Raw genomic sequence first — 13,925 nt, 5'->3', positions numbered from 1 at the left:
TATCTGCCACCCACCAGCTACGAGCGCAGGCCACCCAGACAACCTATCGAAGTGTCCGAAATTATTTGACCACCACAAAGCTCGCTCCTACGAAAAGAAATCCCCCGCCCATGACTTTCCTTCAGGCAAAAAAAGACCCGGCGATGAGCCGGGTCGAAACCGTGATTAGCCTGATGAGGAGATAATCTGATCGTCCGACTGCGAGTAGGGCTCTCAGCTTACCCGCCGACCTCGCGGCCAGCTGTGGTAATAATAACTATTATCATTTGTGAGTCAACAGCATTTCGCAAAAAAATTTCGCCATGCGGAAACGACGAAGCCCGGCGCATGGCCGGGCTTCGTCCTGGGGCTTCGGCTGGCGCTAGCCGGCGCCGAGCTGCAGGCGCAGCTGGGTGACCTCGCGGTTGAGCAGGTCGATGCGCCGCGCCATGCCCTCGATCAGGCTGTGGGCGATGCGCGGGTTGCTCTGCATCAGGCTGAGGAACTGGTCCTTGGGGATCACCATCACGGTGCAGGGCTCGCTGGCGACCACGCTGGCGCTGCGCTTCTCGCCGGTGAACACGGCCATGGCGCCGAAGATCTCGTCCTTCTGCACGTCGCCGACCTTCTGCCCGTCGACGAAGGCCTCGGCGTGGCCCTCGATGATGATGAACACGTGCTCGGCGTCGTCGCCTTGCTGGATCAGCTGGTCGCCGGCGGCGAAGTGGCGGAAGCCGGTGGAGGGGCGGATGTCCGGCTGCTTGAGGTGCGCCAGGGCATCGGAAAGCAGCGCGGTGTGGCCGATCAGGTAGTGCAGGAACAGCTCCTGGCGCTGCTCGTCGGCGTGGATGTGGTGGAACACGTCGCTGCGCGAGTAGGGGATCAGGCACAGCGGCTCGTCGCTGGTGTAGCGGCACGGCGGCAGGTCGATGCCCTGGCGCAGGCCCACCAGGTCGCCCTCCTGCAGGTAGAACAGCGGGCGTTCGTCGACCAGCGCGTGGAGCAGGCCGTTCTCGATCAGGAACAGCTGCTGGTTGGGCAGCTCGGCCGCCAGGTCGTCGGTACGTTCCAGGCGGATGGGCTCCGCGCAGGGGGCGAGGCCGGAAAGCAGCTGGGCGGGAATCCCCTGCAGGCGGCTGATCAGCTGGTCGGCGTATGCCGGTTGTTCACCGAGTAGGTACATGGGCCGTGATTCCTTGGACGGACGTTGGCGGTCGAGGCGCACGAAGGGCCCTGAAACGATAGGGTTCTGGCCCGCTGCCGTAAATCATTTCCTGGAAGGCTTGTGAGCTAACTCTGATTCCTTTGGGGGAAAGTTTCCAACTGGCCCAGCAGGTCGGCCTTGTGCGCCGGTGGCAGGTCGTTCCAGTGGACATCCAGCAGGGCCCCTTCGATGGCATAGAGCAGTACCTTGGAGGCCCTGAAGCCGCGGGCCCGAACGGCGCGGTAGGCGCCGACCGCCCCCAGGCGGCGCAGGTCGGAAACGTTGTGGATGCCCACGGCGTGCAGCCATTGGGCCGAGGTCTTGCCAAGATTCTTCAGATGCAGCAGTTCGTCGTTCATCGTCGGTCCTTGCGATGCGGCACACGGGGTGGGTCATGCATGGCGGCGACGGCCGTGAACTGCTGGAGACGGCCGGCTCACTTGACGATGAAGTGTAGCGGGCCAGTGGCGGGACAATGTGGCTTTGTGACATCGGCAGGCGCCAAAGCGCCCTCGGCGTGACGAACGGCAGCCCGGGCATACTCGACGCCCGGGCTGGAGCCGGTTCTCAGAGGCCCGGCAGGCGCTGGCGGATGCTACTTACCAGGGTGTCCAGGCTGGCACTGTCCTGGGTGTCGACGCGCTTGCTGTGGGCCTGCTCGTCGGCGTCCAGGGCCTCGCGCCCGGCTTGCTGGGCCTGCACCACCTCGAGGGTGGCGTCGGACGGGTCGCCGCCCTGCGCCTGGCGCTGGGCCAGCCAGCTGGCGATCACGTTCTCCGGCGCCTGGCAGTCGAGGATCAGGTAGGGCACCCCGGTGTCGTCGGCGATGTGGCGTGCGGCCTGGCGCTGGGCGTGCTTGAGGAAGGTGGCGTCGAGCACCACCGGGTAGCCGGCGCGCAGGATGTCGCCGGCCAGGGCGTTGAGGCGCTCGTAGGTGGCCGCGCTGGATTCGGCGTTGTAGATGCCGCCTTCCAGGGCGCCACGCTGGGCGTCCTGCTGTTCGCCGAACAGGCGCTTGCGCTCCACGTCCGAGCGCAGGCGGATGGCGCCCAGGGCCTCGACCAGGCGCAGCGCCACCGAGCTCTTGCCCACCGCGGAAACGCCCATGGTCAGGGCCAGGAAGCGCGAGGGGATGGCGCTGTAGCTCTCCGCCAGGTTGGCGTAGTTGCGGTACTGGCGCAGGGTCGCGGCCTTCTGCACGGCGTCGTGCTGGTGGGCCAGGCTGAACAGGGCGATCTTGGCCCGCACCAGGGCGCGGTAGGCCTTGTAGAAGTTGAGGATTTCCAGGGACTGGTAGTCGCCGGTCAGCTCCAGGTACTGGCTGACGAAGCGCCGCGCGTGGCATTTCAGGCCGCGGTCCTCGAGGTCCATGGCGAGGAAGGCGTAGTCGGCGCAGACGTCGGTGAAGCGGAACGGCTCGTTGAACTCGATGCAGTCGAACAGCACCACCTGGCCGTCGATCAGCGCGGCGTTGCCCAGGTGGATGTCGCCGTGGCATTCGCGGACGAGGCCGTTCGCCTTGCGCGCCTGCAGCAGCGGCTCCAGGCGGGCGTAGGAGCTTTCGGCCCAGGCTTCCAGGGCGTCCAGCTGCAGCAGGTCGGCCTTGTCGCCGAGCAGCGGGCGGATCTGCTCGAAGTTCTGCCGCACCGGCGCCATCACCGCCTCGGCCGAACCCAGCGGGTTGTCCTGCGGGACCTGCGGGGTGCGCAGGTGGAAGCCGGCGATCTGCTTCGCCAGGGCGTCGATGTGCGCGGAGGTCAGCTCGCCGCGCGCCTGCACTTCGCTGAGCAGCGCGTTCTGCGGGAATTCGCGGCACTTGAGCGCGTATTCGATCGCCGGGCCTTCGCCGCCCAGCTGCGGCGCGGCCTCGCTGCCGGTGATCGGCAGCACGTCCAGGTACAGGCCCTCGGTGAGGCGCTGGTTCAGGCGCAGTTCTTCCTCGCAGAAGTGCTTGCGCGCGGCGAGGTCGGTGAAGTCGAGGAAGCCGAAGTTCACCGGCTTCTTGATCTTGTAGGCGTACTGGCCGGTGAGCAGGACCCAGGAAATGTGGGTTTCGATGACCCGCACCTGCTCCACCGGGTGGGGGTACAGGGCAGGGTTCTGCAGGGCAGCGATCAGAGTCTGGCTCACGGGATATTGTCCTTGGCTGTCCGGATTCGGGAGGCAGGCATTATGGCGGCATCGCCGGTGGCTGCAAACTTGCGCGGCGCCGCAGGCAACCAATCGGCCGGGCGCTGGTCGAAGCTGCGTCGCCATGGCCGGGGTTCCGCCGCGTGCCCGCGACAGAGCCCGGACGCCGCCTCGCTCGGCGTCTGTCCCCTGTGGATAAAGTACGTATAATGCGCCGCCATGACGCGTCCCCGATCCCCCCGTTCCCGTAAGAATCAAAAGCCCGCTCCGTCGCGCAAGTGGCTGGGCTGGCTGCTCAAGCTCAGCCTGGTAGGCCTGGTCGTGCTGGCCGGTTTCGCCGTGTACCTCGATGCGGTCGTCCAGGAGAAGTTCTCCGGCAAGCGCTGGACCATCCCGGCCAAGGTCTATGCCCGGCCGCTGGAGCTGTTCGTCGGCCTGAAACTGAACAAGGACGACTTCCTCCAGGAACTCGGCGCCCTGGGCTACCGCCGCGACGGCGCGGTCAGCGGCCCGGGCATGGTGGCCGTCTCCGGCGGCACCGTCGACCTCAACACCCGCGGCTTCCAGTTCTACGAGGGCGCCGAGCCCGCGCAGCGCATCCGCGTGCGCTTCTCCGGCGACTACGTGGCCGGCCTGTCCCGCGCCGACGGTGCCAAGCTGGACGTGGCGCGCATGGAGCCGCTGCTGATCGGCGGCATGTACCCCTCGCACAACGAGGACCGCATCCTCATCAAGCTGGACGAGGTGCCGCCGTACCTGGTCGACACCCTGGTGGCGGTGGAAGACCGCGACTTCTGGTCCCACCATGGCGTTTCGCTGAAGTCCATCGCCCGCGCCGTCTGGGTCAACGCCAGCGCCGGGCAACTGCGCCAGGGCGGCAGCACCCTGACCCAGCAACTGGTGAAGAACTTCTTCCTGACCAACGAGCGCAGCCTCAGCCGCAAGCTCACCGAAGCCATGATGGCGGTGCTGCTGGAGCTGCACTACGACAAGCGCGAGATCCTCGAGGGCTACCTCAACGAGGTGTTCCTCGGCCAGGACGGCCAGCGCTCGGTGAACGGCTTCGGCCTGGCCAGCCAGTACTTCTTCAGCCAGCCGCTGTCCGAGCTCAAGCTGCCGCAGATCGCGCTGCTGGTGGGCATGGTCAAGGGACCGTCCTACTACAACCCGCGGCGCAACCCGGAGCGCGCCATGGAGCGGCGCAACGTGGTGCTCGACGTGCTCGCCGAGCAGGGCGTGATCACCCCCGAGCAGGCCACGGCGGCCAAGCAGGCGCCCCTGGGCGTGACCCGCCAGGGCAGCATGGCCAACAGTTCCTACCCGGCGTTCCTCGACCTGGTGAAGCGCCAGCTGCGCCAGGACTACCGCGAGGAAGACCTGACCGAGGAAGGCCTGCGCATCTTCACCAGCTTCGACCCCATCCTGCAGTACAAGGCGGAAACCGCGGTCACCGAGACCTTCAAGCGTTTCGCCGGGCGCAAGGGCCTGGACCAGACGGAAACCGCGATGGTCGTGACCAACCCGGAGACCGGCGAGGTGCAGGCGCTGATCGGCAGTCGCGACTCGCGCTTCGCCGGCTTCAACCGCGCGGTGGACGCCACGCGGCCGATCGGCTCGCTGGTCAAGCCGGCGGTCTACCTGACCGCCCTCGAACGGCCCAGCCAGTACACCCTGACCACCTGGATCCAGGACCAGCCGTTCTCCATCAAGGGCAAGGACGGCCAGGTGTGGACGCCGAAGAACTACGAAGGCGATTCCAACGGCACCATCTTCCTCTACCAGGGGCTGGCGCGTTCGCTGAACCTGTCCACCGCCAAGCTGGGCCTGGACCTGGGCGTGCCCAACGTGCTCAAGACCCTCGAGCGCCTGGGCGTGCAGGTGGACTGGCCGGCCTACCCGTCCATGCTGCTGGGCGCCGGCGCCATGACGCCGATGCAGGTGGCGACCATGTACCAGACCATCGCCAGCGGCGGCTTCAACACCCCGCTGCGCAGCATCCGCAGCGTGGTCGCCGCCGACGGCCAGCCGCTCAAGCGCTATCCATTCCAGGTCCAGCAGCGCTTCGACTCGGGCTCCATCTACCTGCTGCAGAACGCCATGCAGCGGGTGATGCGCGAAGGCACCGCGCGCTCGGCCTACAACCAGCTGCCGTCGAACCTGACCCTGGCGGGCAAGACCGGCACCACCAACGATTCCCGCGACAGCTGGTTCTCCGGCTTCGGCCAGGACCTGCTGGCGGTGGTCTGGCTGGGTCGCGACGACAACGGCAAGACACCCTTCACCGGCGCCACCGGCGCGCTGCAGATCTGGACCAGTTTCATGCGCAAGGCCGACCCCCTGCCGCTGGACATGCCGGTGCCGGATAATGTCGGCATGGCCTGGGTCGATCCGCGTACCGGCCAGGGCAGCGACGCCAATTGTCCGGGCGCCGTGCAGATGCCCTATATTCGCGGAAGCGAGCCGGCGCCGGGCGCCGGCTGTGGTAACAACCAGCAGACGCCGGCCGGCGAGGTCATGGACTGGGTCCGTGGCTGGCTGAATTGAGGCGAGAGGATTCGAAGTGAGAAACGCATGGTTTGCCGTGGCTGCCGCCGCGGCCGTGCTGTCCGGCTGCGCCACCCCGCAGCAGGGCGCTATCCCGGTGCAGGATTCCGGCACCTCGGTGTCCAACCAGGAGCGTGTCGGCTATTCCAATGCCAACCGCCCGGCCTATGCCAACACCGCGCCGAGTGCGGCGTCGCAGCCGGCCGGTGATTCCGGGGTGACCGTGATGGTGCCCCAGGATGCCGGCATGGCGCCGATCCAGGCCTTCCCGGCGCAGACCGGCACGGCGCCTATCTCCACCGGCCCGGCCACCCCCGGCACGCAATATGGCAGCGCCCCGGCGGCGCCCGCCGGCAGTGCGCCGAGCAACATCAGCGCCACCGGCGGCTTCAGCCAGCAGACCTACCAGCAACCGGTCTACCAGCAGCAACAGCCCAGCTACCAGCAGCAGGCCCCGGCCGCGCCGGTGCAGGCGCCGTCCGGCATTCCCTCGCGCAACGCGCCGCTGGCCGCCGACGAGCAGCTCGATGGCCCGGTCCTGGCGCTGCTCACCACCGCCCAGCAACAGCAGGGCAGCGGCGACCTCAACGGCGCCTCGGCCAGCCTGGAGCGCGCCCAGCGCATCGCTCCGCGCGAGCCGCAGGTGCTCTACAAGCTCGCCCAGGTACGCCTGGCCCAGGGCGACGCCGCCCAGGCCGAGCAGGTGGCCCGCCGCGGCCTGTCGCTGGCCAACGGTCGGCCGACGCTGCAGGCCAGCCTGTGGGACGTGATCGCCAAGGCCCGCGAGGCTCAGGGTGACGCGACTGGCGCAGCTACCGCGCGGCAGAACGCCAAGGCGACGCTGTAATGGACGGCCGCCTGCCTGCCATCGCCGACCAGCTCCTGCTGATCGAGCGGGAACTGCGTGCGCTGGCCATGTGGGAAGAGCAGTCGCCTTCGGACGAGGCGCTGGCCAGCCAGGAGCCGTTCTGTGTGGATACGCTGGAACTGGAGCAATGGCTGCAGTGGATCTTCCTGCCGCGGATGAAGCTGATCATCGAGAGCGGCGCGGACCTGCCGCATGCCTCGGGCATCCGCTCCATCGCCGAAGTGGTCTACGCGAACGAGGGCGAGCGCATGCTCACCCTGTTCGAGGCCCTGGGCGAGTTCGACCGGCTGATCGGCGAGGCGCCCTGAGCCACGCCGGTCAGTTGCAGTTCTTCTGCAGGTCCTGCTCGGTCTGGGTGATGCGGGCCTGCCGTTCTTCTTCCGGGATGCGCCGCATCTCGCCGTCGTCGTCGGCCACCCGTACCCGCGGGTTGTTCTTCAGCTGGGCCAGGTTGGTCCGCAGGGTGTCGCAGTAGCGCGCACGCTCGGCCTCCTGCTTGGCGACTTCCTGGCGCACCTTTTCGTCGGCCGCCTTCTGCTTGTCGCTGGCCGAGGGCGCGGCCGCCGGGGCCGGCTTGGGTGGCAGCGGGAAGCCCGAGGGCGGCGGGGCGACCTTGGTGTCCACGGTGGCGGCTTCGGTGCCCTGCGGCGGCTGCGCGCCGAAATGCGTGACACCCTGGGCATCGACCCACTTGTATACCTGGGCGGCCATCAGCGGAGCACTCAGGGCGAACATCAGGGCGCCCATCACAATCGTCCGTCGCATGCGGTTTCGGTCCTTGGATGCGGAAACTGCGGGTAACTATAACCAAAAGTGTCGATGCGTCCGCAGAGAAAGATCACAACCTGCGTCAGACACAAATCCATATATGGCTTGACTTGACGCGGCCGAATCAGAAGAATCCAAGGTTCGCTGCAGTGGGCCGGCCGCAAGCTGGTTTTACTCGGCAGACAAGAGGCGCTACCCGCGCCGCTAAGTTTCACCCTGCTTCGCGTTACCTCGCGCTGGGTGGAGGCCCTCCGTAACACACCAGGTGCGCCTCCAAGTTCTGCTCATTCGGCAGTCGACGTAGCCGGCGATTACATTCGCCCAATTGTCTGCCGGGCAGCCAACCAAGTTTCGGTCCCCCGCCCCTGGGAGATCGTTTAGCGTTCTAGAGGTGACAACGTGGAGCTTTTATCCGGCGCTGAAATGGTCGTCCGCTCGTTGCGTGACGAAGGCGTTAAGTACATCTACGGGTACCCGGGCGGTGCCCTCCTGCACATCTACGACGCTCTCTTCAAAGAGAACGAAGTGACCCACATCCTGGTGCGTCACGAGCAGGCCGCTACCCACATGGCCGATGGCTATGCGCGCGCCACCGGCAAGCCCGGCGTGGTCCTGGTGACCTCCGGCCCGGGTGCGACCAACGCCATCACCGGCATCGCCACCGCCTACATGGACTCCATCCCGATGGTGGTGATCTCCGGCCAGGTCGCGAGCAACATGGTCGGCACCGATGCCTTCCAGGAAACCGACATGGTCGGTATCTCCCGGCCGATCGTGAAGCACAGCTTCATCATCAAGCATCCCTCGGAAATCCCCGAGGTGATCAAGAAGGCCTTCTACATCGCCCAGTCCGGCCGTCCGGGCCCGGTGGTGATCGATATTCCGAAGGACATGGGCGATCCGACCCAGAAGTTCGAGTATTCGTATCCGAAGAAGGTCAAGCTGCGCTCCTACAGCCCCGCGGTTCGCGGTCACTCCGGCCAGATCCGCAAGGCCGCCGAGCTGCTGCTGTCGGCCAAGCGCCCGATCATCTACGCCGGTGGCGGCGTGATCATGGGCAATGCCGCCGAGCCGCTGACCGAAGTGGCGCGCCTGCTCAACGTCCCGGTGACCAACACCCTGATGGGCCTGGGCGGTTTCCCCGGCAACGATCGCCAGTTCGTCGGCATGCTCGGCATGCACGGCAGCTACACCGCCAACCTGGCGATGCACCACGCGGACGTGATCTTCGCCGTCGGCGCGCGCTTCGATGACCGTGTCATCAACGGCGAGACCGCCGCCAAGTTCTGCCCGAACGCCAAGATCATCCACGTCGACATCGACCCGGCCTCGATCTCCAAGACCGTCAAGGCCGACATCCCGATCGTCGGTCCGGTGGACAGCGTGCTGGCCGAGATGGCCACCATCCTCAAGGAAATCGGCGAGACCCCGAACAAGGAAGCCCTGGCCGCCTGGTGGAAGCAGATCGACGAGTGGCGCGGCAACCGCGGCCTGTTCCCCTACGACAAGGGCGACGGCAGCATCATCAAGCCGCAGAGCGTCATCGAGACCCTCTGGGAAGTCACCGGCGGCGACGCCTTCGTGGCCTCCGACGTGGGCCAGCACCAGATGTTCGCCGCCCAGTACTACCGCTTCAACAAGCCCAACCGCTGGATCAACTCCGGTGGCCTGGGCACCATGGGCTTCGGTTTCCCCGCGGCCATGGGCGTGAAGCTGAACTTCCCGGAGGCCGACGTGGCCTGCGTGACCGGCGAAGGCAGCATCCAGATGAACATCCAGGAGCTGTCGACCTGCCTGCAGTACGACCTGCCGGTGAAGATCGTCAACCTGAACAACGGTGCGCTGGGCATGGTCCGCCAATGGCAGGACATGCAGTACAACAGCCGCTACTCGCACTCCTACATGGAATCCCTGCCTGACTTCGTCAAGCTGGCCGAGGCCTATGGCCACGTCGGTATGCGCATCACCGACCTCAAGGACCTGAAGCCGAAGATGGAAGAGGCGTTCGCCATGAAGAACCGCCTGGTCTTCCTCGACATCCAGGTCGACACCAGCGAGCACGTCTACCCGATGCAGATCCGCGGCGGTGCGATGCGCGACATGTGGCTGAGCAAGACGGAGCGTACCTGATCATGCGACACATCATTTCCCTGCTGCTGGAAAACGAACCCGGCGCGCTGTCCCGCGTGGTCGGCCTGTTCTCCCAGCGCAACTACAACATCGAGACCCTGACCGTGGCGCCGACCGAGGACCCGACCCTGTCGCGCCTCACCCTGACCACGGCCGGCCATGACGAAGTCATCGAGCAGATCACCAAGAACCTCAACAAGCTGATCGAGGTGGTGAAGCTGGTGAACCTGTCGGAAAGCGCCCACATCGAGCGCGAGCTGATGCTGGTGAAGATCAAGGCCACCGGCGCCCAGCGCGCCGAGGTCAAGCGCACCACCGACATCTTCCGCGGGCAGATCGTCGACGTCACCAGCAGCGTCTACACCGTGCAGCTGGCCGGCACCAGCGACAAGCTCGACAGCTTCATCCAGGCCATCGGTACTGCTGCGATCATCGAGACGGTGCGGACCGGGGTGACCGGCATCGCCCGTGGCGACAAGACTCTCAGCATCTGAATTTGAAAGACGGCCCACGAGGCCACTAGACCAGGGGAATTACCCAAATGCGCGTTTTCTACGATAAAGACTGTGACCTCTCCATCATCCAGGGCAAGAAAGTTGCCATCATCGGTTACGGTTCCCAGGGCCATGCCCATGCCTGCAACCTGAAGGACTCCGGCGTCGACGTCACCGTCGGCCTGCGTTCGGGCTCGCCGTCCGCCGTCAAGGCGCAGAACCATGGCCTGAAAGTGGCTGACGTGCCGAGCGCCGTCGCCGCCGCCGACCTGGTGATGATCCTGACCCCGGACGAGTTCCAGGGCCGCCTGTACAAGGACGAGATCGAGCCGAACCTGAAGAAGGGCGCTACCCTGGCCTTCGCCCACGGCTTCTCCATCCACTACAACCAGGTCGTACCGCGTGCCGACCTCGACGTGATCATGATCGCGCCGAAGGCCCCGGGCCACACCGTGCGCTCCGAGTTCGTCAAGGGCGGCGGCATCCCTGACCTGATCGCCATCTACCAGGACGCTTCCGGCAACGCCAAGAACGTCGCCCTGTCCTACGCCTGCGGCGTCGGCGGCGGCCGCACCGGCATCATCGAAACCACCTTCAAGGACGAGACCGAAACCGACCTGTTCGGCGAGCAGGCCGTTCTGTGCGGCGGTTGCGTCGAGCTGGTCAAGGCCGGTTTCGAAACCCTGGTCGAAGCCGGTTACGCGCCGGAAATGGCCTACTTCGAGTGCCTGCACGAACTGAAGCTGATCGTCGACCTCATGTACGAAGGCGGCATCGCCAACATGAACTACTCGATCTCCAACAACGCCGAGTACGGCGAGTACGTGACCGGCCCGGAAGTCATCAACGCCGAATCCCGTGCTGCCATGCGCAATGCCCTCAAGCGCATCCAGAACGGCGAATACGCCAAGATGTTCATCAGCGAAGGCGCCACCAACTACCCGTCGATGACCGCCTACCGCCGCAACAACGCGGCCCATGGCATCGAAGTCATCGGCGAGCAGCTGCGCGCCATGATGCCCTGGATCGCCGCCAACAAGATCGTCGACAAGTCCAAGAACTAAGGGCTTTCCGACACTCGAAGAAACGCGGCTCCGGCCGCGTTTTTTCGTTCTTGCGCAGGGTTCTGGTATAAAGCCTGTGCGCCAGGGCGTCCGTGCCCCGCGCTCGATCGTATTCCGCTGAGTTCCCTAAGGAAGTCTCCATGAGTGAAGGTCCCGAGGAGCCGAACAAGGCCTCCGAAGAAACCGAAAGCCTGCTGCCCATCGACGAGCACGTCGAGGAAGGGCACGACGCCGACGGCCGCAAGGTCCGCCACCGCGGCATCTACCTGCTGCCCAACCTGTTCACCACCGCGGCGCTGTTCACCGGCCTGTACGCCATCATCAACGCCATGAGCGGCGACTTCTCCAATGCCGCCATCGCCATCTTCGTCGCCATGGTCCTGGATGGCCTGGACGGTCGCGTCGCGCGCCTGACCAACACCCAGAGCGCGTTCGGCGCCGAGTACGACTCGCTGTCGGACATGGTCGCCTTCGGCGTGGCCCCGGCGCTGGTCGCCTTCGAATGGGCGCTGAGCAGCCTGGGCAAGGTCGGCTGGATGGTCGCCTTCATCTACGTGGCCGGTGCCGCGCTGCGCCTGGCACGCTTCAACACCCAGGTGGGCAAGGCCGACAAGCGCTACTTCATCGGCCTGGCCAGCCCGGCCGCCGCGGCCCTGGTGGCCGGCACCGTGTGGGCCTTCGCCGACTTCGAGATCCAGGGCGCCAAGGTCTCCCTGCTGGTCGCGCTGATGGTCGCCGCCGCCGGCATGCTGATGGTCAGCAACATCAAGTACCACAGCTTCAAGGACCTCGACCTGCGTGGCCGCGTGCCCTTCGTGGCGATCCTGGTGGTGGTGCTGGCCTTCGCCGTGGTCTTCACCGACCCGCCGCGCATCCTGCTGCTGCTGTTCCTCGCTTATGCCGCGTCCGGTCCGGTGCAATACTTGTTGCAACTGCGCCGCCGTCGTCGCCCGAGCTGATGTAATTTCCCCCGGGCTCCGCAGTCTATTGGCGCACACAGCCAGTCGTTGCGGAGCCCGCCATGCTGATCCGTATTGCCCGACCCTCCGATTGCCACGAATCGGAAGTCACCCCCGAAGCTCTCTACCTTTCCCGCCGCCGTTTCCTCGCCGCCAGCGCGGCAGGCGCCGCCCTTGCCGGCCTGCCGGCCATGGGGTTGGCCGATCCTTCCCGCTATGCCGATGTCGAGGCCGCGGCCAGCACGCCGGGCTGGTTCAGCGAAAAGCTCCCCTCGACCAAATGGGATGCCGTCACCGTGCAGGGGGAGAGCATCACCCCCTTCAAGGATGCGACCACCTACAACAACTTCTACGAGTTCGGCCCGGACAAGGGCGACCCGGCCGCCAACGCCGGCGCGCTGAAGACCGAACCCTGGTCGGTGGTGATCGATGGCGAGGTGGCGAAGCCCGGCAAGTACGCCCTCGAGGACTTCATCAAGCCCTACCGCCTGGAAGAGCGCATCTATCGCCTGCGCTGCGTGGAGGCCTGGTCCATGGTCATCCCCTGGATCGGCTTCCCGCTGTCGGAGCTGATCAAGCGCGTCGAGCCGACGGGCAATGCCAGGTACCTGCGCTTCGAGACCCTGGTCGACCGCGAGCGTATGCCCGGCGTGCAATCCAACTTCGCCCTGATCGACTGGCCCTACGTGGAAGGGCTGCGGATGGATGAGGCCATGCACCCCCTGGCGATTCTGGTCGTGGGCATGTATGGCCGCGTCCTGGCCAACCAGAACGGCGCGCCGCTGCGCCTGATCGTGCCCTGGAAGTACGGCTTCAAGGGCGCCAAGTCGATCATCCGCATCAGCTTCGTCGCCGAGCAGCCGAAGACCACCTGGGAAAGCCTGGCGCCCGACGAGTATGGCTTCTATGCCAACGTCAACCCGACGGTGGACCACCCGCGCTGGAGCCAGGCCCGCGAGCGGCGCCTGCCCAGTGGACTATTCAGCCCCAATGTTCGTCCCACCCTCATGTTCAACGGCTACGCCGACGAAGTGGCCTCGCTGTACGCGGGGATGGACCTGAGGAAGAACTACTGATGCAGATGCGAAATCCCGTGTGGCGCGCCAGCGTATTCCTGCTGGCGCTGTCGCCGCCGCTCTATTGGCTGTACCAGGCCTGGGTCTTCGCCCTGGGGCCGGACCCGGGCAAGGTGCTGGTCGACAACCTGGGGCAGGGCGGCCTGGTCCTGTTGCTGCTGACCCTGGCCATGACCCCGCTGCAGAAACTGACGCGCTGGAACGGCTGGATCCTGGTGCGCCGGCAGCTCGGCCTGTGGTGCTTCACCTATATATGCCTGCACCTGTGCGCCTATTGCGTGTTCATCCTCGGCCTGGACTGGGCGCAGCTGGGTGTCGAATTGCGCAAGCGGCCCTACATCATCGTCGGGGCCCTGGGCCTTCTCTGCCTGCTGCCCCTGGCGCTGACTTCCAACAAATACAGCATGCGCAAGCTGGGTAGTGGCTGGAAGAAACTGCACCGGCTGGTCTATCTCATCCTCGCCCTTGGCCTGCTGCATATGTTGTGGGTCGTGCGTTCGGACCTCGAACGCTGGTCGTTGTATGCCGCCGTGGGCGTATTCCTGCTGTTGCTGCGCCTACCGCCGGTGGCGCGGCAACTGCCGGCTCTGCGAGCCCGTTTCGCATCGCGCTGAAGATTCTTTCAGAAAAGTGTTGACGGGCATTCTGAAGTCCCTATAATGCGCACCACTCCCAGCGACGAAGCGCTGAAAGAGCTTGAAAATCAAGC

At 65.9% G+C, this 13,925-nt stretch carries 13 protein-coding genes; 9 read left to right on the top strand and 4 right to left on the bottom strand.

Annotated features, from left to right (window positions below):
* Positions 1-361: 361 nt before the first annotated feature.
* The 3 genes from VV867_RS30265 to VV867_RS30255 form a co-directional block, all read right to left on the bottom strand.
* Positions 362-1,162 (bottom strand): Crp/Fnr family transcriptional regulator, encoded by an 801-nt coding sequence (locus tag VV867_RS30265; protein ID WP_089390268.1) that lies wholly within the window; start codon positions 1,160-1,162, stop codon positions 362-364.
* Between the two features lie 107 nt (positions 1,163-1,269).
* Positions 1,270-1,542, bottom strand: a complete 273-nt coding sequence (locus tag VV867_RS30260; RefSeq protein ID WP_089390269.1) for a TfoX/Sxy family protein — start codon at positions 1,540-1,542, stop codon at positions 1,270-1,272.
* A gap of 208 nt (positions 1,543-1,750) precedes the next feature.
* Positions 1,751-3,313 (bottom strand): bifunctional aminoglycoside phosphotransferase/ATP-binding protein, encoded by a 1,563-nt coding sequence (locus VV867_RS30255; protein WP_328568381.1) that lies wholly within the window; start codon positions 3,311-3,313, stop codon positions 1,751-1,753.
* 219 nt (positions 3,314-3,532) lie between these two features.
* Between VV867_RS30255 and mrcB the strand changes: the two genes are divergently transcribed.
* The 3 genes from mrcB to VV867_RS30240 are packed head-to-tail and all read left to right on the top strand — an operon-like array spanning position 3,533 to position 7,033.
* Positions 3,533-5,857: a penicillin-binding protein 1B gene (gene mrcB / locus VV867_RS30250; protein WP_275628596.1), complete on the top strand. Its 2,325-nt coding sequence runs from the start codon at positions 3,533-3,535 to the stop codon at positions 5,855-5,857.
* 16 nt (positions 5,858-5,873) lie between these two features.
* A complete protein-coding gene (locus tag VV867_RS30245) occupies positions 5,874-6,704 on the top strand; it encodes a tetratricopeptide repeat protein (protein ID WP_328568380.1) in 831 nt (276 codons plus the stop codon).
* A complete protein-coding gene (locus VV867_RS30240; protein ID WP_109935746.1) occupies positions 6,704-7,033 on the top strand; it encodes a YqcC family protein in 330 nt (109 codons plus the stop codon). Before VV867_RS30245 ends, VV867_RS30240 begins: the two co-directional genes overlap by 1 nt.
* Before the next feature lie 10 nt (positions 7,034-7,043).
* Here the strand turns inward: VV867_RS30240 and VV867_RS30235 are convergent, their stop codons facing one another.
* Positions 7,044-7,490 (bottom strand): DUF4124 domain-containing protein, encoded by a 447-nt coding sequence (locus VV867_RS30235; protein WP_328568379.1) that lies wholly within the window; start codon positions 7,488-7,490, stop codon positions 7,044-7,046.
* 402 nt (positions 7,491-7,892) lie between these two features.
* Between VV867_RS30235 and VV867_RS30230 the strand changes: the two genes are divergently transcribed.
* The 6 genes from VV867_RS30230 to msrQ all read left to right on the top strand — a co-directional run bounded on the left by VV867_RS30230 (position 7,893) and on the right by msrQ (position 13,830).
* A complete protein-coding gene (locus VV867_RS30230) occupies positions 7,893-9,623 on the top strand; it encodes an acetolactate synthase 3 large subunit (RefSeq protein WP_109935745.1) in 1,731 nt (576 codons plus the stop codon).
* Positions 9,624-9,625: 2 nt separating this feature from the next.
* Positions 9,626-10,117, top strand: coding sequence for an acetolactate synthase small subunit (ilvN, locus tag VV867_RS30225; RefSeq protein ID WP_009612939.1), 492 nt, complete (start codon positions 9,626-9,628; stop codon positions 10,115-10,117).
* Positions 10,118-10,164: 47 nt separating this feature from the next.
* Positions 10,165-11,181, top strand: coding sequence for a ketol-acid reductoisomerase (gene ilvC / locus VV867_RS30220; RefSeq protein ID WP_328568378.1), 1,017 nt, complete (start codon positions 10,165-10,167; stop codon positions 11,179-11,181).
* Between the two features lie 140 nt (positions 11,182-11,321).
* Positions 11,322-12,140, top strand: a complete 819-nt coding sequence (gene pssA, locus VV867_RS30215; protein ID WP_089390277.1) for a CDP-diacylglycerol--serine O-phosphatidyltransferase — start codon at positions 11,322-11,324, stop codon at positions 12,138-12,140.
* 62 nt (positions 12,141-12,202) lie between these two features.
* Entirely contained in the window at positions 12,203-13,216 is a 1,014-nt protein-coding gene (msrP, locus tag VV867_RS30210) for a protein-methionine-sulfoxide reductase catalytic subunit MsrP (protein WP_328568377.1), read from the top strand.
* A 5-nt stretch (positions 13,217-13,221) separates the two neighbouring features.
* A complete protein-coding gene (gene msrQ, locus VV867_RS30205; RefSeq protein ID WP_109935841.1) occupies positions 13,222-13,830 on the top strand; it encodes a protein-methionine-sulfoxide reductase heme-binding subunit MsrQ in 609 nt (202 codons plus the stop codon).
* The last annotated feature ends 95 nt before the right edge of the window (positions 13,831-13,925 follow it).

Origin of the sequence: Pseudomonas sp. JH-2 (assembly GCF_036231725.1) — a bacterium.
In the GTDB taxonomy this organism is placed as follows: Bacteria; Pseudomonadota; Gammaproteobacteria; order Pseudomonadales; family Pseudomonadaceae; genus Pseudomonas; species Pseudomonas delhiensis.
Note: the sequence above shows the minus strand (reverse complement) of the source record. Positions and strands in the feature narration are given on the sequence as shown.